Annotated in this window: 24 protein-coding genes; 9 read left to right on the top strand and 15 right to left on the bottom strand. The window is 59.1% G+C overall.

All coding sequences use genetic code 11. From position 1 onward, the window contains the following. Positions 1 to 71 precede the first annotated feature (71 nt). Genes ACWGXE_RS10415 through ACWGXE_RS10405 form a run of 3 tightly spaced genes read left to right on the top strand, consistent with a single transcriptional unit; the run spans position 72 to position 1372 of the window. Positions 72 to 590 carry a hypothetical protein gene (locus ACWGXE_RS10415; protein WP_447603493.1) on the top strand — a complete coding sequence of 173 codons (519 nt, stop codon included), beginning with the start codon at positions 72 to 74 and terminating at the stop codon, positions 588 to 590. 3 nt (positions 591 to 593) lie between these two features. Then, on the top strand, positions 594 to 800 hold the full coding sequence (locus tag ACWGXE_RS10410; protein WP_447603491.1) for a hypothetical protein: 207 nt from the start codon (positions 594 to 596) through the stop codon (positions 798 to 800). Then, the gene (locus ACWGXE_RS10405) at positions 797 to 1372 is read left to right on the top strand and encodes a hypothetical protein (RefSeq protein ID WP_447603489.1); all 576 of its coding nucleotides are present in this window, start codon (positions 797 to 799) and stop codon (positions 1370 to 1372) included. The genes ACWGXE_RS10410 and ACWGXE_RS10405 overlap by 4 nt, the downstream gene beginning before the upstream one ends. A 25-nt stretch (positions 1373 to 1397) precedes the next feature. On the opposite strand, the gene ACWGXE_RS10400 is transcribed toward ACWGXE_RS10405, so the two are convergent. The 4 genes from ACWGXE_RS10400 to ACWGXE_RS10385 form a co-directional block, all read right to left on the bottom strand. Beyond that, positions 1398 to 2363, bottom strand: coding sequence for an acetyl-CoA carboxylase carboxyltransferase subunit alpha (locus ACWGXE_RS10400; RefSeq protein ID WP_447603942.1), 966 nt, complete (start codon positions 2361 to 2363; stop codon positions 1398 to 1400). A gap of 40 nt (positions 2364 to 2403) precedes the next feature. Then, positions 2404 to 5862 carry a DNA polymerase III subunit alpha gene (locus ACWGXE_RS10395; RefSeq protein WP_447603488.1) on the bottom strand — a complete coding sequence of 1153 codons (3459 nt, stop codon included), beginning with the start codon at positions 5860 to 5862 and terminating at the stop codon, positions 2404 to 2406. A 626-nt stretch (positions 5863 to 6488) separates the two neighbouring features. Further along, the gene (locus ACWGXE_RS10390) at positions 6489 to 7730 is read right to left on the bottom strand and encodes a hypothetical protein (RefSeq protein ID WP_447603486.1); all 1242 of its coding nucleotides are present in this window, start codon (positions 7728 to 7730) and stop codon (positions 6489 to 6491) included. 3 nt (positions 7731 to 7733) lie between these two features. Further along, a complete protein-coding gene (locus ACWGXE_RS10385) occupies positions 7734 to 8612 on the bottom strand; it encodes an OmpA family protein (RefSeq protein ID WP_447603485.1) in 879 nt (292 codons plus the stop codon). A 350-nt stretch (positions 8613 to 8962) separates the two neighbouring features. Here ACWGXE_RS10385 and purH point away from each other — a divergent pair, with 350 nt between their 5' ends. From purH to ACWGXE_RS10365, 4 genes are all read left to right on the top strand, one after another. After that, entirely contained in the window at positions 8963 to 10516 is a 1554-nt protein-coding gene (gene purH, locus ACWGXE_RS10380) for a bifunctional phosphoribosylaminoimidazolecarboxamide formyltransferase/IMP cyclohydrolase (protein ID WP_447603484.1), read from the top strand. Positions 10517 to 10707: 191 nt separating this feature from the next. Then, positions 10708 to 11979: a phosphoribosylamine--glycine ligase gene (gene purD / locus ACWGXE_RS10375; protein ID WP_447603482.1), complete on the top strand. Its 1272-nt coding sequence runs from the start codon at positions 10708 to 10710 to the stop codon at positions 11977 to 11979. Positions 11980 to 12102: 123 nt separating this feature from the next. Next, a complete protein-coding gene (locus ACWGXE_RS10370) occupies positions 12103 to 12765 on the top strand; it encodes an L-threonylcarbamoyladenylate synthase (RefSeq protein WP_447603480.1) in 663 nt (220 codons plus the stop codon). Between the two features lie 49 nt (positions 12766 to 12814). Next, the gene (locus tag ACWGXE_RS10365) at positions 12815 to 13321 is read left to right on the top strand and encodes a hypothetical protein (protein ID WP_447603478.1); all 507 of its coding nucleotides are present in this window, start codon (positions 12815 to 12817) and stop codon (positions 13319 to 13321) included. Here the strand turns inward: ACWGXE_RS10365 and ACWGXE_RS10360 are convergent. The 5 genes from ACWGXE_RS10360 to ACWGXE_RS10340 form a co-directional block, all read right to left on the bottom strand. Further along, entirely contained in the window at positions 13296 to 13676 is a 381-nt protein-coding gene (locus tag ACWGXE_RS10360; protein ID WP_447603477.1) for an FmdB family zinc ribbon protein, read from the bottom strand. The genes ACWGXE_RS10365 and ACWGXE_RS10360 overlap by 26 nt on opposite strands. A gap of 100 nt (positions 13677 to 13776) precedes the next feature. Then, positions 13777 to 14970: a pyridoxal phosphate-dependent aminotransferase gene (locus ACWGXE_RS10355; RefSeq protein WP_447603475.1), complete on the bottom strand. Its 1194-nt coding sequence runs from the start codon at positions 14968 to 14970 to the stop codon at positions 13777 to 13779. After that, positions 14967 to 15455, bottom strand: coding sequence for a pantetheine-phosphate adenylyltransferase (coaD, locus tag ACWGXE_RS10350; RefSeq protein ID WP_447603474.1), 489 nt, complete (start codon positions 15453 to 15455; stop codon positions 14967 to 14969). The genes ACWGXE_RS10355 and coaD overlap by 4 nt, the downstream gene beginning before the upstream one ends. Then, on the bottom strand, positions 15452 to 16027 hold the full coding sequence (gene rsmD / locus ACWGXE_RS10345; RefSeq protein WP_447603472.1) for a 16S rRNA (guanine(966)-N(2))-methyltransferase RsmD: 576 nt from the start codon (positions 16025 to 16027) through the stop codon (positions 15452 to 15454). Before rsmD ends, coaD begins: the two co-directional genes overlap by 4 nt. A gap of 327 nt (positions 16028 to 16354) precedes the next feature. Next, positions 16355 to 16528: a hypothetical protein gene (locus ACWGXE_RS10340; protein WP_447603470.1), complete on the bottom strand. Its 174-nt coding sequence runs from the start codon at positions 16526 to 16528 to the stop codon at positions 16355 to 16357. Positions 16529 to 16716: 188 nt separating this feature from the next. Between ACWGXE_RS10340 and radC the strand changes: the two genes are divergently transcribed. Further along, positions 16717 to 17433 (top strand): RadC family protein, encoded by a 717-nt coding sequence (gene radC, locus ACWGXE_RS10335; protein WP_447603468.1) that lies wholly within the window; start codon positions 16717 to 16719, stop codon positions 17431 to 17433. A gap of 132 nt (positions 17434 to 17565) precedes the next feature. Beyond that, the gene (gene fusA, locus ACWGXE_RS10330; protein WP_447603466.1) at positions 17566 to 19671 is read left to right on the top strand and encodes an elongation factor G; all 2106 of its coding nucleotides are present in this window, start codon (positions 17566 to 17568) and stop codon (positions 19669 to 19671) included. A gap of 9 nt (positions 19672 to 19680) precedes the next feature. On the opposite strand, the gene ACWGXE_RS10325 is transcribed toward fusA, so the two are convergent. The 6 genes from ACWGXE_RS10325 to kdsA all read right to left on the bottom strand — a co-directional run bounded on the left by ACWGXE_RS10325 (position 19681) and on the right by kdsA (position 25124). After that, positions 19681 to 21072 (bottom strand): Do family serine endopeptidase, encoded by a 1392-nt coding sequence (locus tag ACWGXE_RS10325; RefSeq protein ID WP_447603464.1) that lies wholly within the window; start codon positions 21070 to 21072, stop codon positions 19681 to 19683. Positions 21073 to 21155: 83 nt separating this feature from the next. After that, on the bottom strand, positions 21156 to 21797 hold the full coding sequence (locus ACWGXE_RS10320) for a TrkA C-terminal domain-containing protein (RefSeq protein ID WP_447603462.1): 642 nt from the start codon (positions 21795 to 21797) through the stop codon (positions 21156 to 21158). Between the two features lie 184 nt (positions 21798 to 21981). Continuing rightward, the gene (plsY, locus tag ACWGXE_RS10315) at positions 21982 to 22575 is read right to left on the bottom strand and encodes a glycerol-3-phosphate 1-O-acyltransferase PlsY (RefSeq protein ID WP_447603460.1); all 594 of its coding nucleotides are present in this window, start codon (positions 22573 to 22575) and stop codon (positions 21982 to 21984) included. 67 nt (positions 22576 to 22642) lie between these two features. Continuing rightward, on the bottom strand, positions 22643 to 23263 hold the full coding sequence (gene pgsA / locus ACWGXE_RS10310) for a CDP-diacylglycerol--glycerol-3-phosphate 3-phosphatidyltransferase (protein ID WP_447603458.1): 621 nt from the start codon (positions 23261 to 23263) through the stop codon (positions 22643 to 22645). A 20-nt stretch (positions 23264 to 23283) separates the two neighbouring features. Continuing rightward, a complete protein-coding gene (locus tag ACWGXE_RS10305) occupies positions 23284 to 24324 on the bottom strand; it encodes a KpsF/GutQ family sugar-phosphate isomerase (RefSeq protein WP_447603457.1) in 1041 nt (346 codons plus the stop codon). Next, complete coding sequence (gene kdsA, locus ACWGXE_RS10300) at positions 24306 to 25124, bottom strand: 3-deoxy-8-phosphooctulonate synthase (RefSeq protein WP_447603455.1); 819 nt, start codon at positions 25122 to 25124, stop codon at positions 24306 to 24308. The genes ACWGXE_RS10305 and kdsA overlap by 19 nt, the downstream gene beginning before the upstream one ends. Positions 25125 to 25129 lie beyond the last annotated feature (5 nt).

Below are 25129 nucleotides of genomic sequence, written 5' to 3'. Positions count from 1 at the left end.
CACCTGGCTCTGGGAATTTGTTCATGCCTCATGACGGCGCTCATTCATGTCTGTCTTGGGAGGTGAGAGAAATGTCACGAGTGGCGCGAATCACTATCATGGCGGCAGTGCTGTCCCTGCTGGTGAGCCCCGCTCTCTATGCGGGAGACATCACCGGCTCTTGGAAAGGTTTGCTCACCGGAGCCGACGGGAGTTCATCGGAAGTGGTCGTTGATTTCAGCGCATCGGGCCTGCCGCTGTACTCGTACACCAACAATCGCGGCGTGACCCGCCAAGTCGAATTGTCCCAGGCAGGCCAAACGATCGAGTATGTGCCATCGGGCGGCGGCGTGCAGCGCGTCGTCGTGAAAGACATTCAGGTAGGGCCGGGACAGCTGGCGGTCTCGATCATGGGTTCGTTCGAGAAAGCCAGCCAAGGCTATATGGATCAACATCTCGAAGGAGCCCTATTCGAATATGCATTGGTGCCCGGTGGACTCAAGATGAGGCTCACCACGCAATCGACCTCGCACTTCGGGGACAAGGATACGATCGTGGGAGGCAATCCGAACGCCACGGTGGCGGAAGGGGTATTACAGAAGGTGCGCTGACCCATGACGAGCTTGAAATGGACGAGACATAAGCCGGGGCATGCCGGCTGGTATTGGTACCGCGGGCAACATCATGAGGACGAGCCGCTGATCGTCCAAGTGGATGAGGTCGGCCAGTTTCAGTGGCCCGACGGTGGATTCCAGGAAGTGGCGCTCACCAAGGGAGAATGGGCCGGGCCCATTGAGCCGCCCGACGAAGAAAACATATGATTCTTCCCGCCTCTTGCGAACAGCCCTTGCTCGAACGGTTTCTGAAAGCCGAAGCCATGGCCATGCGGTCCGTGCGTGCGGCCCAGGCGAGCGAGGTCCCGCCGCACGCCGCCGCTTTTCTACGACGGCATGAAGCGGAGGAGGAAGCGCATCTCAAACAGTTCGAATCCATGCTGGGCGTACCCTCCTGGGACAAGGCGATCCTGCCCCGCGTGCCGAGACAATGGGAAGCGCTCGCGGTGCATCTGTATGGATATGAAGTCCTTGGATTGGAGTTTGCCAAACTGCTGGTCGGCGTGCGTCCGGATCTCGCCGGCATTCTCGAAGATGAAGAAACCCATGTGGGATTTTTCGAACAGGAACTCAGGCACATGCTCGCAAGCGGCGGCCCGGCCGCATCGGCCGTTCGGCAATCCGCTCGAGCCTGGTGGAAGAAACTCGCCCGCACCCTCGACCGGTATCTCGGTGACGGGAACCTGGCTCCCTATCGGAATTGTCTGCGCACGACGATTCTGGCCGCCGTCCGGGAGCGATTCGCCGGGATTGGAATGGCGACGGATGGATGGGATTGACGACGGAACGCAGTCGCGGCCGACGTCACGCCGGAACGGATACACCACCCATGGTGCCCATGTTCCGATATTTGAGTTCCCGTTCGCGGAGCAGTTGGTCGGCCGGCAATTCGGTCAGATGATAAAGATGATTGGTGAGGACTTTGGCCACTCGATCGGAGACGGCTCGGATCCCGCGATGCGCGCCGCCCACCGGTTCGGGAATGACCTCATCGACGATGCCCAGTCCGACGAGATCGTGTGCAGTCATCTTCAAAGCGGATGCCGCATCAGGCACCTTGGCCGGATCATCCCAGAGAATTGCCGCACAGCCTTCCGGTGAGATGACCGAATAGACCGAATGCTCCAGCATGAGAATACGGTCGGTGACGCCGAGCGCCAGCGCGCCCCCGCTGCCCCCCTCGCCGATGACGATGGAAATGATCGGCACGGCGAGACGTGACATCATCAGAAGATTCCACGCGATGGCCTGGGCTTGTCCTCGTTCTTCCGCCCCGATGCCCGGATAGGCGCCGGGGGTATCAATAAATGTGATGATCGGCCGCCCGAATTTTTCCGCCAGCTTCATCAACCGCAGCGCCTTACGATAGCCTTCGGGGTTCGGCATGCCGAAATTCCGCTGCATGCGCTCCTTGAGCGTCTTGCCCTTTTGATGGCCGATGATCATGACCGAGCGATCGTTGAACCGGGCAAAGCCGCCGACGATCGCCCGGTCGTCTCCGAAATTCCGATCGCCGTGCAACTCTTGAAAATCCCGGCAGAGCTCATTGACATAATCGAGGGTGGTGGGTCGTTGCGGATGGCGGGCGAGCTGGGTCCGCTGCCAGGGGGTCAAGCTGTTGTACAGCTCATGCTCCACCTGAGCCAGTTTCGTCCGGAGCTTCCGGATCTCGTCCTGCGCGCCCGCCTTCGGCGCTTCGGCGGAGGCGAGTTTCTCAATCTTTTCTTCAAGTTCCCGAATCGGCTTCTCGAAATCCAGATAGTCTCTCATCGGTACACCCCACCCATTACGGGTCTTCACGAGGCCTCAGTTACGATACCAAAGTAATCGACCCCTTGCCTAGGACTTCCTCTATATCGGCGATAAAGTGCTCGCTGGGAGCTACTTTGATGTTGGGGAGGGGGGCCAAGCGGGCTTCCCAGTCGGGATCGACGGCAAAGACCAGCGTGACGGAAGACGACCCGGGATGGCGCTGAAAAACGTGTCGCAGCATGGGGAGCTTGGTCGCCATCCCCGGCGAGCCATTGAGCCGGATGGCCACGCTGGAAATGGCTTTGGTCTGCAATTCGGCCAACATTTCGATCTTGCTGCACCGTATTTTCGTGCCCTTGTCCCCGCGATCCACGGTTCCCGAGAGCCTGACCACCTGTTCGGGCACGATCAGATCGGCGTTGTCTTTGTAGAGGTCGGGAAAGGCTATCACTTCTACCATCCCATGTAAATCCTCCAGGGTCAGATACGCCATCCGGTCACCTTTCCGGGTCAACATGGACTTCACGGCGGTGATGATGCCGCAGAGTTTGATTTCGCGCCCGTCCGGCACGTCGGCCAGCCGGTCGGTCGTCGCTGTCGTGAAGAGGCGAATCGCGGCTTCATAGCGGGCGAGAGGGTGCGCACTGATATAGAAACCGGTCAACTCGCGCTCGTATTTCAGGAGTTCGCCCTGGCTCCATTCCGGCACATCCGGAAGTGGGTGGTCGGCAAGCGCGGTCGCATGTGGTTCCGATCCCGATTCACAGGCGAACATACTGGTCTGCCCCGACGCTCGCTCCTTCTGCATGGCGGCACCCTCTTCCATGGCTTGATCGAGTACGGCCATCAACTGCGAACGCCGGCCTCCCATCGAGTCGAAGGCGCCGGCCTTGATGAACCCTTCCATCATGCGTTTGTTGACTTTGGGGAGGTCCACCCGCCGGCAGAAATCGAAAAATGAGCGGAACGGGCCGGTCTCATTTCGGATGGCAATGACCGAGTCGACCGCGCCTTCCCCGACGTTCTTGATGGCCGCCAATCCGAATCGAATGGCGCCGTCGTGCACGGCAAAATGTTGTTGGCTGCGATTGATGTCCGGCGGCAGCACGGGAATCCCCAGTCCGCGGCATTCTGTGAAGTAGCCGACGATCTTGTCGGCATTCCCTATATCGCTCGTCATGAGCGCCGCCATAAACTGAGTCGGGTAGTGCGCCTTGAGATAGGCGGTTTGATAACACACGACGGCATAGGCCGCCGCATGAGACTTATTGAACCCATAGCCAGCGAACTTTTGGATCAGCTCATACAGCTTGTCGGCCTTTTTCTCCGCGATCTTTTTTTGCCGGGCGCCGTCGAGAAATTTGACGCGGAGCTTTTCCATCTCTTCCGGCTTCTTCTTCCCCATGGCGCGCCGGAGGATGTCGGCTTGTCCCAATGAAAACCCGGCTACCATGTTGGCGATCGCCATGACCTGTTCCTGGTACACGATGACGCCGTACGTTTCCTTGAGAATCGGTTCCAATTCCGGTGTCTCGTAGACGATCGGAATCTTTCCCTGTTTGCGTTTGATGAAGTCCGGGATCAGGTCCATGGGACCGGGTCGATAGAGCGCAATGATGGCGATGATGTCTTCGAAGCGGTCCGGCTTCAGTCCCATCAACAGATCGCGCATGCCGGAGCTTTCCAACTGGAACAATCCGGTCGTCTTCCCGGAGCCGAGCAAGGCGAAGGTCTGTGGATCGTCATAGGGAATCGCGTCGATCGAAAACGCGGCAGAGCCGGATGCGCCATCCTGAATCAGGTTCACGGCCCGCTGAATCATCGTCAAGGTCTTGAGCCCGAGAAAGTCGAATTTGACGAGACCGATTTTTTCCACGTCCCCCATCGAGTATTGGGTGACGATTTCGTCGTTCGCTCCTTTATAGAGCGGCACATGTTCGGTGAGCGGCTCGTCGGAAATCACCACGCCGGCGGCATGGGTGGAGGCATGACGCGCCAGGCCTTCGAGCGATTGGGCGACCGACATCAATTCCTTGACCTTGGCGTCTTTGTCCACCAGTTCGCGCAGACGCGGCTCCTGCTCCAGCGCCTTATCGAGCGTCATCTTGAGATCGTCGGGGACCAGCTTCGCGATGCGATCGACCTCCGCGTAGGGCATATCCAGCACCCGGCCCACATCGCGAATGGCGGCCTTCGCCTTCATCGTCCCGAACGTGATGATCTGCGCGACGTGGTCATTGCCGTACTTCTCGACGACGTAGTTAATGACCTCGTCCCGCCGGTCCATGCAGAAATCCATGTCGATGTCGGGGAGGGAGACGCGCTCGGGATTCAAGAACCGCTCGAAGAGCAGGCTGTACACCAGCGGATCCAAATCGGTAATCCGCAACGCATAGGCGACCAGGCTGCCGGCGGCCGAGCCTCGCCCCGGACCGACGGGAATGCCTCGGGAGCGGGCGAATTTGATGATGTCCCAGACGATGAGGAAATACCCGGCGAATCCCATGGAACAGATCACGGCCAGCTCTTCCTTGAGCCGCGTCTGATAAGTGAGGGCCGGGAGGGCGGTGGGGCGTTCCTTCAAACGCGCCGCCAGTCCTTCCATCGCCAGATGCTCCACATAGGTTTCACGGGTGAATCCGTCGGGCACGGTGAACTTCGGCAAGTACGTTTTGTTGAACGCCAGCTCCAACGTGCAGGCTTCCGCGATGCGGACGGTGTTGGAGACGGCCGACGGCAATTCCTTGAACTCTGTTTCGATTTCCTGCGTGGATTTCACATAGAGCTGATCCGTATCGAACTTCATGCGATTGGCATCGTTGATCGTCTTCCCCGTCTGCAGGCACAGCATCAGCTCGTGTGGATGCGCATCTTCTTTCTTCAGATAGTGGCAATCGTTCGTGCCGACCAATGGAATCCCGAGCTTTTTGTGGATGGCCAGCAAGCCGTCGTTGGCGATGCGCTGGTGCTCCAATCCGTTCGCTTGCAGCTCCAGGTAATAATGATCTTTGCCGAAGATCTCCCGGTACTCGCCGGCGGTTCTCGTCGCGCCCTCGAGATCTCCCTGACCGATCAGGTAGGAGACTTCCCCGCTCAAACAACCGGACAAGGCGATGAGTCCCTCGGAATGCTGCTGCAATATTTCCTTGTCCATCCGCGGCTTGTAATAAAATCCTTCGAGATACGCTTTGCTGACCAGCTTGATGAGATTCTGATATCCGGTGCGGTTCGAGGCGAGCAGAATAAGATGGTAATAATCGTTGTTCGCCAGCCCGCTGTCCTTCGCCAGGCGGCTTCCCGGCGCCATATAGGCTTCACAGCCGATGATGGGCTTGATTCCAGATTCGGTAGCCTTCCGGTAGAACTCCACCGCGCCGAACATATTGCCGTGATCGGTCATCGCCACCGCCGGCTGGCCGAATTCCTTCACGCGCTGCACCAGCGGATCGATCTGATTGGCGCCGTCGAGCAGACTGTATTGGGTGTGCAGATGGAGATGGACGAATTGCGATGGCATGGGTGAGATTCTTGGCGCGGATTTTAGAAGGGTGAAGAAGGGAAGTCAAATGAAGGAAGGGGAGGAGGCCGAGCGAATGGCCGCTGTCATGCGTCCGCTGCTCCCCATCTCTCAGAGACCCTTGCGGGCTTTGCCGAACGGAGTGTCCTGCCGCAATGGCCCGTCGCTTGCTTCGTTTCCATCACAATAGCTATTTCTGGCTCCCTTGAAAGGAGGGCGGATGATGAGACAGCGAAAGATTCTCTTAATGTCGATCATCGTTTTAGTAGCAGTCGCAACGGGACGCGCCGGAAGTTTCGCCGAGGTCATTTCTTCATCGCCGTCGGAAACAGTGCGAGGCCAATAAAGTTGACGGCCAGACCTATGTGGTCCGGGACCTTTCCGGAAAAGAAGTACGGTTGCATGTGGACGGTAACACAAAATGATGATGGACGGGACGAAATTGGAGGAGGGCGACACCGTTACTGCGGATGTCACGGCCAAAGGCCAAGCCAGCTATATCATTCCGGGACCGGCGCCATCGGAGAAGAAGGCGAGCAAAGAAGCGGAGTCGTCGGACGGCAGCAACGGCACGGCGTACAGGCCTCACAATAAGATGTCGATAAGACGTCGATTGAACCGGCCGCTTACAGCTTTTCGCCGTACTTCAAGTAATGCTGCTGCTTGGCGCCTTCGATCCAGTTATCGCGCATGATGCGGTCGGGGAAGGTATTGAGCTTATCGGCGACACGCACAATATCCGTCTGATCCATTTGCGCGATTTGCAGGAATGTATACATACCCATGCGATTGAGGACGCGTTCGATGACCGGGCCGATCCCATGGATCTTCTTCAAGTCGTCCTTGGGCTGGCCTGATCCGTTACCCGGCTTGGCGACCGGTGCATCCTCGACTTCCGCTTCCGGCTGTCGCGCGGCGGTCTTGCCCATCAATCCCTGCGCCACCCGATATTCCACCAAGCGGCGACGCAGGGCGGCGATCTCTTCCTCTCGCTCGCTGACTTCCATGATGCGCCGTTCTTCCGCCTGCGCCAACTGCGCCTCCTTGTGAACGAGGTCTTCTCTCAGAGCTTCCAGTTCAACCAATTCTTGACGTAATGACCCGATGAGCGCCTCTTGTTCTTGCAGCGCCGCTGCATGCTGCTCGGCCTCCCCACGCGCTCGGTCCTCCTGATTTCTTCGTTCGGTCCGAGATTCATTGAGTAACAGTTCCAACCGAGCCTCAATCGCTTCCCGCTCGTCCCGTGTCTGCCGCGCCTGTTGTTCGGCTTCAAGCCGCCCGGCTTCCATGGCGGCCAACTGACGCTGCAACGAGTCGACTTCCTTGACCTGTCCCCGAAGACGGCCGATCTCGGCCTCTTTGACCTCGAGTTGATCAACCCACGTCTTTAATGTGGCGATTTCTTGGTCGCGGCGAACCATGAGATCCTGGGCGGTTTCAAGTTCGGCTTCCATATCGGCATAACGCGTGGCGCGCTCGGCCAAAACCCGTTCGGCCTCCGCAAGGGCCTGTCGCAGCGTCTCGGTTTCACGAGCCAGCGAGTTCGCGGACGCCGTCTTATCCGTAATCCCGGCCTGCAGCAGATTGATCTGCTCGGTTTTCATCGCCGTCTCGGCCTGGAGGTCCTTGAGCGCCGCCTCCGCGGCCATCATTTTACTTTCCAGAATTTGCACGGCCGATGTACGGACTTTCAGCTCATGGTGCAACGAATCCATCTCGTGCTCGCGCCCCCGCAACCGCGCCGCGATTTCAGACAACTGCTGGCGTTTCTCGGAAGTGGTAAAGCTTCGCAACAGCCAGCCCATGGCCAAGCCGATAGCGGCCGCTATAAATAGGCATCCGAGAATTTGCGCGATGAACGTCAGCATGACTCAGCGCTCCTCTTTCACGCGGAGTTCGATCCGCCGATTTTTCTGTTGAGCTACTCTCGTCCGTGCATTCGAGAGCGGGCGACTCGCCCCGTATCCGACGGCGGACAGCCGATTCGGGACCTCATGCTTGAGTAAATATTGCTGAACGGATTCGGCTCGCCTCTGGCTTAATTGGAGATTGTAGTCCCGATCTCCAAAAGCATCCGTGTGACCGGCCACCTCCACCGACAAATCGGGCGCGCGCCGCAAGATCGGGATCAGCTTGTCGATGACCGTTCGGCCGCGTGAACTGATTGTGGCGCTATTGCTTTCAAAGGCAATCGTTTCGCGCCGCAGTATCTCATCAAGACTCGATTGAACGGACGCGCGGGACGGGCGTGCGGGAGCGTCACGCACCGGAGTGTCCACGGAAGGCAGTACCGTGAGATGATCTTCAAGCCGGTAGGCTGACCCGGTCAGCGCCGTTAGTTCATGCATCACTTTCGCTTTCAGATCTCCATTGGCCACGGTGCCCCTCACCGTAATTACCTGATCGTGAACTTCAATTGACCCTTTAGCATGGAGGGCGGTCAGAATGCCAAGCAAGGCGGGAAGCGCCGGCTCCCAGCCCGCCGTCGCCACATCGTCGCCGGTTGTCAGATGATCCGCTATTTTCACGCGGGTGCCTTTCAGCAATTCTTGAGCGCGGGCGATGACGGCGGTACGATGCGCTTCGGATCCGACGGAACCGGACAGGGTCAGCTGATTGTTCTCCAGCGAAGCGCTGAACGAGGGGGCGGCTAAAGCCGTGTGGGCCACCGGCTGATGGCGGGAAATGCAGATAAAAGCGACAAGGCTCAATGCAAGAGTACCGATCCCCAGAATTTTGCCACGCGTCATGAATCGTCCAATGAATCGAGTACGCGAGGACTCATCCATCCTCGATCGCACGCGAGGGATTGCCGTTATCCGCCGGCCGCACGAGATCCGATTCGATGTCTCATCACCGGACCGCACCAAGCTGGCTTGAGCGCGCAGCCTACCATATCATCACGGGCGAGGCTAGCCCGGACATTGCACCCGCTCAGGCCTTGCAGCCCCGCAGGGCCGAGGGTGAGGCGCCCGTTCCCGAATCAATGCCCAGCCGGTAGCTTGAATCGGCGATCGTCCATCTGATATTCTTCGCCCGCATTTTTATCATGTGAGTGTCCTACCACCTTATTCAAGATACGACTACAAGGGAGCCCATCATGGCCAGCATTGCGCGGGCATTGATCAGTGTTTCTGATAAGACCGGAGTCGTGGAGATGGCCCGAGGGCTGGTCTCCTTGGGCGCGGAGATTTTGTCCACGGGTGGCACGGCGAAGACTCTGCGTGAGGCGGGCATCGCCGTGACCGATGTCGCCGCCTATACCGGGTCGCCCGAGATTCTCGACGGGCGAGTCAAAACGTTACACCCCAAGATTCATGGTGGTCTCTTAGGACGGCGTAGCGTCCCGGCCCATGTCGCGCAAATGCAGGAACAAGGCATCGGTCCGATCGATGTCGTCGTCGTGAATCTCTATCCGTTCGAAGCCACCATTTCCAAACCCGGCTGTTCATTTGCCGACGCGATTGAAAATATCGATATCGGCGGCCCTTCCATGCTGCGGTCTGCCGCCAAGAATCATGAAGACGTTTTTGTAGTGGTGGATCCGGCCGACTATCAGCGCGTCCTGGAGGCTTTGACATCAGGAACGGTGACCCCGGCCCTGCGCCGGGAACTGGCGATGAAAGTCTTTCAGCACACCGCGCGTTACGATGGGCTCATTGCGTCCTACCTCGAAAAGCAGGCCCAGGGTGGGGAGGTCAAATTTCCCGCGATTCTTTCGCTTCAATTTGAACGGGTGGAGACCCTCCGTTACGGAGAAAATCCCCATCAACAGGGCGCCTTTTATCGCGAGCGCCGGTCTCAGGAACCGTCGGTCTCGCGAGGGACGATCCTGCACGGCAAGGCGATGTCCTACAATAATTTTCTCGATGCCAACTCGGCGCTTGAACTCGTCAAGGAGTTCTCCGATACGGCCGTGGTCATCATCAAACACAACAATCCCTGCGGCGTCGCGCTGGGCGCCACTCCGGTGGACGCCTACGTGAAGGCGCGGGAGACTGATCCGATCTCGGCATTCGGTGGTGTGCTGGCCTTCAATCGTCCGGTCGATCTGGCCGCCGCGAAGGAGATTACCTCCACCTTCGTGGAAGTCGTGATCGCCCCGGGCTTTGCGCCGGACGCATTAGCGGAACTCAAACGGAAGAAGGATCTCCGCCTCTTGGATGTCGGGCCTTTGTCGGAGGCGGCACAGGAAGGCTATGACCTCAAAAAACTCGTCGGAGGATTGATCGTGCAGGATCGGGATCTCGGCCGGTTGGAGAATATCAAGGTGCTGCAGGTGCCCACCGTGCGGAAGCCGACGGATGAAGAGTACGCCGCGTGCCGCTTTGCATGGATCGTCTGCAAGCACGTGAAATCGAATGCGATCGTCTACGCCACTTCCGGGCAGACGGTTGGAATCGGCGCCGGCCAGATGAGCCGGGTCGATTCGGTGAAGTTGGCCGGCATGAAGGCGGTGCTTCCTGTGAAAGGGGCCGTAATGGCGTCGGATGCGTTCTTTCCGTTCCGGGACGGTCTCGATGCGGCCGCGCAAGCGGGCATTACCGCCGTCATTCAACCGGGCGGCTCCATCCGCGATCAGGAAGTGGTGAAAGCGGCTGATGAGCATGGGGTGGCGATGATACTTACCGGCATGCGGCATTTCCGCCACTAGCCGCTGCTCAAAATGTCGTGTGGCTTCGTTCTCGGTCGTCCGTCCCCTTCAACGTACTGACGCAAGAGTAACGCCTCAGGGTCCAGCCTTCCTGCGGCCCTGGCCCACGATCATTGTGAGCAGCCGGGACTCGTCGGTCCCTCATTCCATATGCGATTCTCTTTTTTCAAGAATTCATGCGAGGCGCTTCCGTGAAGATACTCATCATCGGCAGCGGGGGGCGCGAACACGCGTTGGCGTGGAAGCTCGCACAGAGTCCTCGTGATCCCCAACTCTTCTGCGCGCCCGGCAATGCCGGCATAGCGGATCTCGCGACATGCGTACCAATTCAGGCCGATGACATCACCCGCCTCAAAGACTTTGCACTGGCGGAGCGTATCGATCTGACCGTCGTCGGGCCGGAAGCACCGCTTGCCCTCGGCATCGCGGACGAATTCCGAAAAGCGAAGTTGAAAATCTTCGGACCCACCAAGGCTGCAAGCCGCCTCGAATCGAGCAAAAGCTTTACCAAGGAATTGCTGGCAACAAATCGGGTTCCGACTCCACGGGCGAAGACCTTCGATGAACTGGAGCCCGCATTGGCATATCTCGATCAAGAACAAGTCCCGATCGTCGTCAAAGCCGACGGGCTGGCGCAGGGCAAAGGGGTGGTGGTGGCATCCAGCCGCGAAGAGGCGCGGCAGGCCGTCCGCAATTTCATGGAACGGGGCCTCTTGGGTCAGGCCGGGTTGCGGGTGGTCATCGAAGAATTTCTGGACGGGGAAGAGCTGACGGTCATGGCCTTTACCGACGGCAATACCGTTGTGCCGATGGCGCCCGCTCAAGATCACAAACGAGTGTGGGACGGGGACACCGGGCCCAATACGGGCGGCATGGGCGCCTATGCGCCGGCGCCGGTGGCCACGCCCGCGCTCCGCGAGAGGGTGCTGCAGGACATTTTGCAGCCGGCCGTTGATGCCATGGGGCGTTTGGGCTGCCCGTTCCAAGGTGTGCTGTATGCCGGCCTGATGATTGTCCAGGGCTCACCATACGTATTAGAATTTAACGCTCGAATGGGTGATCCCGAAACGCAGGCGGTATTGCCACTGCTGAAAACCGATTTACTCGACATCCTCGAGGCGGTGGTGAATCATCGTCTGGATCAACTCGCCGTGGAGTGGCATGAGTCGGCCGCGCTCTGCGTGGTGTTGGCCTCCGGGGGTTATCCGGGGCCCTACAAGACCGGACTGCCGATCCATGGGCTTCACCCAGCAGTGCCGCAAGACCAGATCGTCGTCTTCCACGCGGGCACCACACAACAGGAGGGGAGGGTGCTGACCGCCGGCGGGCGTGTGCTGGGCGTCACGAGTCGAGCGTCGAGTTTGATGGAAGCACGGGACGCCGCCTATCGAACCGTTCGGACAATCTCGTTTGACGGGTGCCACTATCGGACGGACATCGCCTCCCGGGCGATCCAATTATGAGGCGCCGGCCTCATTCTCACCCCCGTCGTACCGCGCGCTGACTCAACCGTCGCCGGTGCCACGAAATGGAGAGGCCGCCGAGCACTTCATCGCCGAACGGCATTCCATTCCGCGAAGTGTCCGATGATCATAGATTCCATGCCTACCGTCATTCCATTTCATACCGAGCTCAACGAGGGAACGTACTCCGCGGTCGCAAACCATCTCATCGCCGGCGGCATCATGGCTATTCCAACGGAAAGCTCCTATGCGTTGGCCGCGTCTCCCTTTCATGTGGAGGCTCTGCACACGGTCGTACAGGTCAAGGGACGCGCCGATGACAAACCCCTCCTTGTCCTGATCGGCGAGGTGGACCAGCTAAGGTTGCTGGTCGAGACGGTGCCACCGGCCGCTGACGTCCTGATGCGCTCGTTCTGGCCGGGCCCGCTTACGCTGGTTCTTCCCGCACGGCCGTTCCTGTCCCGGCTGCTCACCGCCGGCAGCGACACGGTGGGGGTTCGCCTTCCGGCGTATCCGCTGCTTCGGCAATTGCTTATGCGGGTCGGGCCGGTGACGGGGACGAGCGCGAACCGATCGGGTCAGAGAGCGCTCTGCACGGCGGAAGAGGTGTCTGCGATTCTGCATGACGACGTTCAGATGGTTCTCGATGCCGGATCGACACCGGGAGGCATGCCATCGACCGTCCTTGACGCGCGGGTGCCGGTCCGCATGATCCGTGAAGGCGCCGTCTCCCGTGCGGCGATCGACTCAGTACTCCGTCAGTCGGGATGTGAACTTTCTCCATGAAGTGATACGGCTTTGTCTGTATAATCGGCGCCACCGGAGGAACACACCTATGATGATACGTTCGTTTCGACAGGTCGCGATCGCGTTCGCATTCGGCGCAGCCATCACCGTAGCTTTGACGGGATGCGATTATTGGCCGCCGGCGCTTCAAGCTCAAATTGAACAACTGCGTACGGAGGCTCAGACCACCGCGGCGGACAAGGCGTTGTTGCAGAATCAGCTCAATGCGTCGAACAAAGCGAAAGAGGAATTGCAGACCCGCGTCGAAGAACTGACCCGCGTCAACAAAGAGAAATCCGCCATGCTGGCGAATCTGGAACGGGCGCTTTCGGCCGAACGGGAACGGACCGCCAAGCTGACCAAAGGTACCGCCGGCAAAACTAAGAGCAAGGCGCCGACCAAACCGTCCCACAAACCGGCACCGAAGCCTCCGGCAAAGACCACGCCGAAAAGGAAATCCAGCGCCTCCCCGCCGAAACGAGTCGCGGGCATGGAGCGAGCGGAGGGATTGGGCCAGTCACAATTCGCGCCTATGAAGATGATGTCGTCGGGGTAGGGGCTGCTGTGCCGGACGAGGGGGATGCGGCGGCTGGAGCAGCCGACGTTTCCTTTGCAGCCACCGGCGCAGATGCTGTCGTACTCTCAGCGGCGGCCGCCGGCTGCGGTGTTCCTTCGGCCGGCTTGTCCGTCGTCTTCTTCTCGGCTTCGCCGTTCCCGTCCGTGGGCTTCAACTTGTCGGAATAATCCGTCACGTACCACCCGCTGCCTTTGAACATAATGGCGGGGGAGGAAATCAGCTTACTCACTGCAGAGCCGCAGCGGGCGCAGCTTTTAATGGGATCATCCTTGATGCTTTGCTTCACTTCGAATCGATGGGAACAGGCCTGGCACAGATATTCATAAATCGGCACGGCAGTCGCTCCTGTTACATGATGGTCGTTCTGCGTTAAGAGAAGATAAGGTCAATCCAAAAAAAATCAAGCTCGGTGAGGCGCCGGCACACCCCGCTTTTTAGCGCAGCCGATGCAACGCCTGCTCGATCCGCGCCAGGCCTCGTTCGATAGCCTCCATACTCGTGGCATAGGAGAGCCGGATATGATCTCCACTGCCGAAGGGCTCGCCCGGCACGACTGCGACTTGAGCCTCCTTCAGCAGGTACGTAGCCACATCGGACGCCGACTTCAACAGGCGACCGTCGGCTCGACGGTTGAGGACACCGGCTATATCGGGAAATGCATAGAAGGCCCCGGTCGGCATCCGGCAACTGACCCCGTTGATCTTGTTGAGTCGTTCGACCATCACGCGGCGGCGCCGATCGAACTCGCGCACCATCTCGACAGTAAAGGAATCTCCCAGCCGGAATGCGGCGACGGCCGCCTTTTGCGAAATTGAACAAGGATTGGAGGTGCTCTGACTCTGGATATTGGCCATCGCCGTGATGAGGTCTTTCGGTCCGGCGGCGTATCCGATGCGCCAGCCGGTCATGGCATAGGCTTTGGAAACGCCGTTGATGACCACCGTCCGGGCCGCCACATCCGGCCCCAAGGAGGCGATACTGACATGGCGGAGGTCATCGTAGAGCACCTTTTCGTAAATTTCGTCGGAAATAATTATCAGATCATGGCGCAATGCCACCGCCGCAATGCCTTCGAGCGTGCGGCGATCATACGTCGCGCCGGTTGGATTACATGGTCCATTGACGATCACGGCCTTGGTGTGCCGCGTCACCTTCTGGTCGAGCTCCGCTTCCTGAATGATATACCCCTCCGCTTCGCGCGTCGGAAGCAACACCGGGGTGGCGTCGTTGAGCAGCACCTGGTCCTGGTAAGAGACCCAAAACGGCGTGGGAATAATGACTTCATCTCCGGCCTCCAACAGAGCCTCGGCCACATTGTACAAGGAGTGTTTCGCCCCGCAGGACACGAGAATTTGTGATTTGTCGTACTGCAGGCCCTGTTCCGCCTTCAACTTGTCGGCAATGGCGTTGCGCAATTCATCGATCCCGCTTGAGGGCGTATACTTGGTGAATCCCGCGCGGATGGCCGCCTCAGCCGCGGCTTTGATCGGGGCGGGCGTATCGAAGTCGGGCTCGCCGGAGGCAAAATCAATCACATCGACGCCCTGGGCCGCCATCGCCTTCGCCGTGGCGGTAATGCTGAGAGTCGGGGAGGGAACCACACGTGCCGCACGCGCTGCCAGTTTCATGCTTTGAGACCTCGAATCCGTTCCTGAAGACGCTGCGCCACAACCGGATGCAGGAAATCCTTCAAGGATCCGCCGTGCGTCGCGACGTCTTTGATGATGGTGGAAGAGAGATACGAATATTCTTCACTCGGCATGAGGAACACCGTCTCGACCGTTTCAGCTAGTTTGCGATTGATCAGCGCCATTTGGAACTCATGCTCGAAATCCGAGATGGCCCGCAGCCCTCGTAGAATAGCATGGGCCCCGCAGCGCTGCACGAAATCCACCAGCAAGCCCTCGAAGACCATGACTTCGACATTGGGAATGTCATTCGTGACAAGCCGAACCATTTCCAGCCGCTCCGTCAAATTGAAGAGCGGGTGCTTGCTCGGATTCGGTGCCACCGCCACGATCACTTTTTCGAAGATACGAAGGCCGCGCGTCAGAATATCGGTGTGCCCGTGCGTGACAGGATCGAATGTGCCGGGATATACGCCGATCTTCATAGCGAAACCGAAGGCTCCTCTGCCAGCTGGAAGAGACTGAGCGCCGTGTCACCGTACTCATACCGGCGGACCAGGCGAAAGACACCGAGGGTCGGCGGGATGACTGTTTTCTTCGCATGCTCGAGAACGAGCACCGCGCGTAACGCGAATGTTTCGGCCGGGACCAACGCCAGGACATGGATGAACTCAGCGGTCTCGGCATACGGAGGATCGGCCAGCACGATATCGAAGGGATGCGGCTGCCGCCCGCGGCGCAAGTATGATTCGACGCGAGTGGCATTGACATGGGTGTCGGCAGCGCCGACGCCGCGGCAGCGCTGGAGATTCGTCTGTAGAATCCGACCTGCCGAGAGGTCTTCTTCGATGAAGGTCACATGGGCAGCCCCGCGGCTGAGCGCCTCGATTCCTAAGGCTCCCGTTCCCGCGTACAGGTCGAGGACGCGAGCCCCGACGATTCGGTCGCCGATAATGGAGAAGAGGGCTTCCTTGACGCGGTCTGAAGTCGGACGGATCGTAGGTCCACTCGGCCCCAGGAGGCGACGGCCTCGGTGCACACCCGCGATGACACGCATAACGGTTAGAAGGAGAGTCTCACTTTCATGCAGGTAATCACTGTAACATAGCGTTTTTGAAGGGGTCAAGCGGAAGAAACGGAAGAGGAGAAACGTTGCCGCCTTGTCAACCTCCGCGCCGCTCAGGAGTTACTTAGCCAGAGGACACGGCGCGATTGGAGCGGCAGGATTTCGTTGATGCGGGGTTGCCCCGTACGGCTTTGACGACCAATGAGTCGCTCGCTATAATGGCACCGATTTCGTCTCGACGCCGGTGCTGAACCGAGCCTCTTGAGACGGTGAAGTCTTTCTGCGACCTCAGGCTTCGGCCACCCGGCGGAAACGAGGCTAACGCGTGGCGACGGTTTGGGTTTCGCGTGCCGCGAGGCTCTTCCGACGGTTTGCCGAAATGGTGCGATCGATGATGGCGCCACAGTTGATGCATTTCCAGGCGTAGAAGATGAGAAAGAAATCAGAAAATCTCTCCAGCATCATCAGGCCTTTGCACTTCGGACATTCCATGGTAGCCCTCCTCGGTGGTGACGTTGACGGCGACTGTAGGCAATCCCAAGCAAGACCTGCACCAAAATGTCGACTCGTTATTTGTCAATTGGTTACGTTTTCCAATCGGTACCTCTCCCCCCTGAGATGCGCCAATGTGCCAGTACAAAAACGTTCAACGTGACAGTTTTCTGTCGCAGTGAGCCGGTATGGAACAGAAGCAGCGCGGCCTTGGCATCATCGACTGGCCCGAAGCCGAGCGTCCACGCGAGCGCTTGCTCAAGCACGGGCCTGATGCCCTATCGGACGCCCATCTCCTCGCCATTCTCTTACGAGTGGGGCGGCGGGACGCCTCGGCGGTGGAAGTGGCGATGGATATTCTCCATGAACTCCGCGGGATTTCCGGCTTAGTGCATTGCGGTCTGGATGAGCTGTGCACCATCCCCGGTGTCGGGCCGGCCAAGGCTGCTCAACTCAAGGCCGCACTTGAACTCGGACGCCGGGCGATCTCCGCGCCGCTTTCCACGGGGATTCGCGTCTCGTCCAGCGCGGACCTGTTCAAGCATTTTCATCCTCGACTCAGAAACCTCCGCCATGAAGTCTTCACCATCGTGCTCTTGGACGCCAAGAATGCGATGATTCGGGAAGCCACGATCTCCGAGGGCACCTTAACGCACAGCCTCGTCCACCCCCGGGAAGTGTTCCAGTTAGCCATCCGGGAGTCGGCGGCTGCTCTCATCCTGCTCCACAATCACCCCAGCGGCGACCCCACACCCAGTCAAGAAGATCGCCTATTGACGTCCCGATTGGTGTCGGCCGGACAGCTCCTGGGAATCAGGATTTTGGACCATTTGGTGCTTGGAGACGGCCGTTATGTCAGTTTTGCCGACCAGGGCTGGATCGAGCCGGCGAGCAACATCGCTTGACGGGGAGATAGCAGCCACCGGCCGTCTTGAACAGATCAAGGAGGAATTGACGAATGTCCATATAGCACCTGCCCATACCAACTGCTCGCCGGGCGGCATGGCGCGTTCGGCGACAACCCGAGGAGGTTCATCATGAGAGTCTCGTCCATGGAATCCATCAGAAATGTCGCCGTGGTGTCTCATGCCGGATCGGGGAAAACCTCATTGATCGAAGCGATGTTGTACTCAGCAGGCACGGTGCCGCAGCTGGGGTCGGTGATCAACGGAACCTCGGTGTCCGATTTTGAGCCGGAAGAAATCCACCGCCATACCTCTCTGAGCACGAGCGTCGTTCATTTGCCTTATAAAGAGACCGTCTTCAATGTAGTCGACACGCCGGGAGCGTCGAGCTTCGCCGGGGAAATGCTGGCGGCCCTCCGCGCAGTGGACGGAGTGGTTCTCGTCTTGAGCGCCTCCAGCGGTATAAGAAGCGAGCTGACGCGGCTGTGGGGCGCGATTCGTGACGCGAATTTGCCCTGCCTTATCTTCGTCAATGAATTGGATAAAGACGGGACATCCCTTCTGTCGCTCGTGGATGGGTTCCAATCGGAGTTCGAGACGACGGCCGTTCCACTGTCCTTGCCGATCGGCGCTGGGCCGCAACTGGCGGGGATCGTCGATATTATGACCGGTCGTGCCTACTCGTCCAGTCCGGACAGTGCCAAAGTGAAGGAAGAGGACATTCCGCCCGAGCTGATGCCCCTGGTTGAGCAAGCGACAAAGCGAATGACCGAAGCGGTCGCCGAAGTCGATGACCGCTATCTCGAGACCTATCTATCCGAAGGTACGCTTCCGAAGGAAGACTTGCTGCAAGGGCTTCGCAACGGCATGCAGGAAGGCAAGATTGTTCCCGTGTTATGCGGGTCTGCCATTCGCACCATCGGCGTCCAGACTTTGCTGGACGCCTGCATCGCGCTGTTGCCGTCACCAGCAGCGCGAGCGGAAGCCCTCCCGCTTCGAGGACTGCCCGCAGAGGGCACCTCTGAACCCGTTGTCCGGCAGGCAACCCCATCGGAGCCTTTTTCCGGCTATGTGTTTAAAACCATCATTGATCCGTTCGTCGGTCGCCTGTCCTATTTGCGGGTGCTTTCCGGCGTCCTGCCCGCCGACACGGCAATCTATAACACCACTCGCCGGATCAAGGAAAAGGGAGGGCACCTGTTCACGATCCTCGGCAAGAAATACACTCCGGTTCCCAGTGCGTCGGCCGGCGACATCGTGGCCATTGCCAAATTAAAGGACACCATGACCGGGGATACGTTATGCGACGAGCGGGCGCCGATTCAGTATCCGCAACTCCGGTTGGCGCGGCCGGTCTTGTCCTTTGCCATTGAAGCGAAATCGAAGGCCGACATCGAAAAGGTCAGCTTGGGCCTGCATAAACTCATCGAAGAAGATCCGAGCCTGGAGTTCATGCGCAACTCCGAAACGAAAGAGATGGTGCTCAGCGGCATGGGGCAACTCCATTTGGATGTCGCGCTGGAAAAACTCCATCGCAAATACGGCGCCGAGGTTGCCGTCCACACACCGAAGGTTCCATACAAAGAAACCATCCGGAGCGTGGCACAAGCGCAGGGCAAATATAAGAAGCAGACCGGCGGACACGGCCAATATGGCGATTGCTGGCTGGAACTGGCGCCGCTTCCGCGTGGAGGGGGGTACGAATTTACGAACCGCGTCGTCGGCGGCGCGATTCCCCGAAATTTTATCCCTGCAGTCGAGAAGGGGGTCGTCGAAGCCATGCATGAAGGCGTCCTGGCCGGCTTTCCCATTGTAGATGTGCGGGTCACCGTCTACGACGGCTCGTACCATGTGGTGGATTCGTCGGAACTTGCGTTTAAGATCGCGGCCTCGATGGGATTTAAGAAGGCAATGGAAGCCGCGCATCCGGTGTTGCTCGAACCCATTATGTCGGTCGATGTCGAAGCGCCAGAGGATGTCATCGGTGCGGTAATCGGGGATCTTAATTCACGGCGCGGGCGGATTGTCACGGTGGCGGCCAAAGGCCATACCGAAACGATCACGGCTACCGTGCCGCTGGCTGAACTGCTGAAATATGCGCCCTCACTGACCTCGATCACCGGCGGGCGAGGCAGTTATGTAATGGAGTTTTCCCATTACGAGGAGGTACCGCGAGACTTGATGGGCCGGATCATCGAGGAACAGAAAGCGGCGCGCCAGCCCGTTGCCGCGCATTGAGGCACCGGCCTAGCGGTCGGAGGGCTTAAGGACCACAAAGAAGGCGCGGCTCTCACGCAACACGCGAAGGAGGACCGTTTCGCCGCGCCTGACTTTGGAGACGGCGGCGCTGAATTCGGTCACGGTTCCGATTTCGACACGATTGACCTCTTTGATGAGGTCTCCTTCGCGCAAGCCTTCCGCTTGCGCCAGGCTTCCGGGTTCGACCCGGGCGATCAGAACGCCTTTCGTCTCCGCCAGCTTAAACTTGTCGGCCAGCGCGGCGGTCAAATCTTGGACGTCCAGACCGAGCTTGACTTCGGAACGAGACTGGGGCAGCGAAGCCGTGACGACATGATCGCGCCGCTCACTCAAGGCCACATTCAGCTGGATGCGGCGGCCGTCCCGAACCACTTCGACATTGACCGTGGAGCCGGGGGGAAGCGCTGCGACCAGGCGGGAGAGTTTGTTCGGGCTATCAACGAGGCCGCTATCGATTTTCGTGATGACGTCGCCCGGTTTTATACCGGCGACGGCGGCCGGATCCTTGTCGAAGACTTCATTCACGAGCACGCCTTCGCCTTCATTCACACCGAACTTTTTCGCCAATTCCACCGTGAGCGGTTGCAGGCCGACGCCCAACCACGCCCGGACCACGCGGCCCTTCGCAATGAGTTGCTGCATGACCTGCTTCGCCATATTTGACGGGATGGCAAAGCCGATGCCTTGCGCGAAATTAATAATCGCCGTATTGATGCCGATCACTTCACCTCTGAGGTTGAATAACGGCCCGCCCGAATTCCCGGGATTGATCGACGCATCGGTCTGGATAAAGTTCTCATACCGCGAGAGATTGATGTTTTCCCGGCCGATGCCGCTCACCACCCCCAAGGTTACGGTGCGATCGAGACCGAAGGGATTTCCGACCGCCAATACCCATTGACCGACCTTGACCAAGCCCGAATCGCCGAAGCGCGCGCTGGAGAGGGGACGGTCGCTGGTCACTTTGATGACCGCCAGGTCGGTATCCGGATCCTTCCCGATGACCTGCGCGAACAGCTTGGTTTTATCCGACAGTCGCACCTCTACCTCGCTCGCTTCGCCGACCACATGATTATTGGTGATGATATGGCCGTCGGCATCCACGATCACCCCGGAACCGGACCCTGAAGGGTTGGGAAGCCGTTCACCCGAGACATCACGGGACCGGCCGTTTTGCACGGGGAGAATACTCACGACCGCCGGCTTAGCCTCTTCGGCCAGATCGGTGATGACGTTCTGAATATCCTCGAGCAGTTTTAGTCCGGCGGAGTCTCTCGGGACAGCGGCCGCCGGCATGATGCCGACAACGAGGAGCGATAGACCGATCAACATGCCACCGGCCGCCGTATCTCGAATCAGCCGCGCAGGTCCGATGCGCACGTTCCGCCTCCTTCGAACTGTGGAAGCCATAGTCCAGCCGTTCCGATAGGATACCAGACACGGGCAAAAAAATATGCGGCCCGTTACGAAGCAGTCTTCGAGGTCCGTTGCTTCTGGAAATGGGAGACGAGGCGCTCCACATCCGCGCGCAATCCGACCAGGACGACCACGTCGTCGGGACGCAAGACTAATTCATCCGAGATCGGCAACACAAAGGGTCCGCGAAAGATCGATACCACTCGCGTCGTGGGCGGCACATCGAGTTCGCCGAGGGAATGGCCCAGAGCGGCCGCGCCACGCGCCACCACAATCCGCGCCAAGGCGGCGTCGCGAAGGGCAAGATCCCGTTGAATGGCCAGCAATTCTTCATCCGCGGCTTCGCGTTTGAGTTCCCGAATGCGGCTCTCGGTTTTCATCAGTTCCGTTTTCACGTGTTTGAGCCGGTGTGCCGCGCCGGAGACAACCGTAGCCAGATCCGTCACGGATCCGCCATGGGATGGCGCGGCCGCTTCGGAAAACAATCCCAAATGGTCGGCGACCCGTCGGCCGACTTGGCCCTGGAGTGCCCGGATGGACTGAAGTTGCTGCGTGGCCTGACTATGGAGCCGTAAGACGTACACTTTCCGATTCACGCGTTCTGCAATAGCGAGCACGGTCTCATACAGCGCGTTGCCGGTCAGCAAAAGCTCCTTGCGCAGCCTGGCTAAGAGTTCGTACAGCAGCATGCAATCACGTCCTAAGATGTCTGATAAGATTTATTATGTCAACTCACATCTCAGCCGGACACGGCGCCGGGCATGCTTTCAAGCGACCTTCTGTCGCCAGGCTTTTCCTTTTTTTCACAGGCTAGCCCCCTGGCTACGTCGCATCCGATGCCACCGATGAAGTTTGGCGCCCGACCTCCGACGCTCACGACTTGCCAGCCTGACCGATCCGGGACTCCGTGCCGCTCCATAAACGCACGAGGTTATCCTTATGGCGAAACCAAATGAGCGCGCTGATGACGCAGGCAAAGCCGATGAACAGCGGACTCTGATGAAACCACACGGCCGCAATGGGAAACAAGCCGAAGGCGGCTAATGCGCCGCCTGACGAATACCGCCACAGCCACACCGCGAGCAGCCACAGGCACAGCAGACTAAGGCCGATGAGCGGATGCAGGCCCAGCACCGCGCCCAGCGCCGTCGCCACACCTTTCCCACCCTTGAATCCCAAAAAGACGGAGTGCAGATGCCCCAAGATGACCGAGAAGGCTACGGCTAAAATTGCGGTTTCATCATGCAGGAGTTGGCCGGCGGCCCAGGCCGCGAACCACCCTTTGCCCATGTCCCCGATCAACGTCAGGATCCCGGCTTGCTTGCCGCCGACCCGTAAGACATTAGTGAAGCCCACGTTGCGGCTGCCGGCCGTTCGCGGATCCGTAGTCGCTAATAGCCGTGAGACAACCAGCCCGAATGGGATGGAACCGAGGAGATATCCCAGTAGTATCAGTATGGCAACCACGAGCACATCAGGCATAGGTCAGGAAAGCAGGCGAGAGAGGCCGCTTACTCTCGGAGGGATCTCTCTGCTACAGACCTTTCAGCGTGATTTGTCGCCAAAAGTTCCAGACATATTGACCGCCGGATACATATCCCAGCACCAGAGAGAGATAGAGAGTGACGATGCCGGCGAGATGGACATTGCCGTAATCAGACAGGACAGTTCCCTCCAAAATCAATAAGACGATCGCGATCACTTGCAGAGCCATTTTATACTTCCCGGTCGTTTCCGCCGAAATGATCATGCCTTCTGTTGCGGCAATCGCCCGGATGCCCGTGACGGCGACTTCGCGCGCGATGATCAGAATGGCGACCAACGCAGTGACCCGGTCAACCTGCACCAGCACAATGAGCGCGGAAAGGACCAGCAGTTTATCGGCAATCGGATCCAAAAGGCGTCCTAACTTGGTGACCTGCCCTCGCCGCCTCGCCAGGTAGCCATCAAGCAAATCCGTCAGGGCCGCAATTACAAACACCACGGCGGCGGCCAGCGACCGATCGGGCGTGGGGGTGACGAACAGGACCACGAACACCGGGATAAGCAGAATCCTGGCGACCGTCAGGACATTCGGCAGATTGATATTGCTCTCCTGCGTCCCCGCCTGGACCAGGACGAACCCCGCCGATTTTGATTCAGGCTCCGTTTTCATGGCTTTTCATGCTGATCGGGCTAGACAATGCCGTTCTTCAAGAGATCGTGCAAGTGAATCACACCGAGCGGCCGTTGTCCGGCCTCCACGACCACCAATGCGGTAATGCTGTGTTGCTCCATGAGGCTGAGCGCCGTCGTCGCCAATTCATGCGGGCCGATGGTCTTCGGATGCCGGCTGGCAAGATCGGCCGCGGTGATCGCCTTGAAATCTCCCCCGCCCTGAATGAAACGCCGAAGATCGCCGTCCGTGATGATGCCCGTGAGACAGCCGTTCTCGTCAAGCACCGTCGTCATGCCCAATTGTTTGGCCGTCATTTCCAAGATCGCCTGAGGTCCGGACGCCTCGGGTCGCACCGCCGGCAACGCTCCGCCGCCGTGCATTAAATCCTTAACCTTGATCAATAATCGCCGGCCGAGCGTGCCGCCCGGATGAAACTGCGCAAAATCGTCCGGCTTGAATCCTCGTTTCCGCAGCAGTGCAATGGCTAAGGCATCTCCCATGGCCAACGTCGCGGTGGTGCTCGCCGTCGGAGCCAGGCCCATCGGACAGGCTTCTTCAGCGACTGAAATATCCAGGACGACATCCGAGTTCTTGGCGAGCGTCGATCCCAGCCGTCCGGTGAGCGCCATGACCGGAATATTGATCCGTTTGACGAACGGCAGGAGTTGCAGCACCTCCTGCGTCTCGCCGCTGTTGGAAATCCCGATCATCACGTCCCGCCTGGCGACCATACCCAGGTCGCCGTGGACGCCTTCAGCCGGATGGAGAAAAAACGACGGCGTGCCCGTGCTGGCCAAGGTCGCTGCAATCTTTTGACCGATGAGCCCCGATTTGCCCATGCCCGACACGATGACTTTTCCCCTGCATTGATAAAGCATATCCACGGCTTGGGTAAAGCGCTCGTCCAGGCGGTCGATCAGCGCGCCGACGGCCTGCGCCTCAATCCGGAGCACCCGTTTCCCCTCCTCGAGACTCGCGCCGTCGGCGGCCGACACCTCATCGAGCGCACGTTTGCGTTCAAGCTCGTTGTACTCTCTCATCAGGCGACCGCGCGACATATACGCAGAATCCGCTCAAGAAGCGCCTTCAAATCATGCAGAGGCACCATATTCGGTCCGTCCGATAACGCCTGGTCTGGATTCGGGTGGACCTCCATGAAAAATCCGTCGCATCCCGCCGCTGCTGCCGCGCACGCAAGCGGTTCGATAAACTCACGCTGCCCCGCCGATTTCGTGCCGCCGCCGCCCGGCAGTTGAACGCTATGCGTCGCATCAAAGACCACCGGATAGCCGAGCCGGCGCATGATGGGGAGCGCCCGCATGTCGACGACGAGATTATTGTATCCGAAGGACGACCCCCGTTCGGTCAACAGAATTTTCCGGCTTCCCGCTTCCTCGATCTTTTTCACCACATTGTCCATTTCCCAGGGAGACAGAAACTGCCCCTTCTTCACGTTGACCACGCGTCCGGTCTCGGCCGCCGCCACCAGGAGATCGGTCTGCCGGCAAAGAAACGCAGGGATCTGCAAGACATCCACCACCTGCGCCGCGGCCTTCGCCTCCTCGGCGGTGTGCACATCGGTCAAGATGGGCACCCCGACCGTGTCCCGAATTTTCTTGAGCACGGCCAATCCCGCCTTCAGACCAGGCCCGCGGAACGAATGGATCGACGTCCGATTGGCCTTATCATAGGAGGATTTGAAAATATATGGAACACCCAGAGACCGCGTCATAGCGGCAATGCGCGCCCCCGTCTCCAGCGCCAGTTGTTCGCTCTCAATTACACAGGGACCGGCGATCAGGAATGGAGGATGACCCGCCCCGGCTTTAAAAAAGCCCAGATCAACTTCGTGCAGCATAATCC

The organism is Nitrospira sp. Nam80 (genome assembly GCF_965152575.1).
The sequence above is the reverse complement of the archived record's forward strand: the minus strand, read 5'-3'. Positions and strand labels throughout refer to the sequence as shown.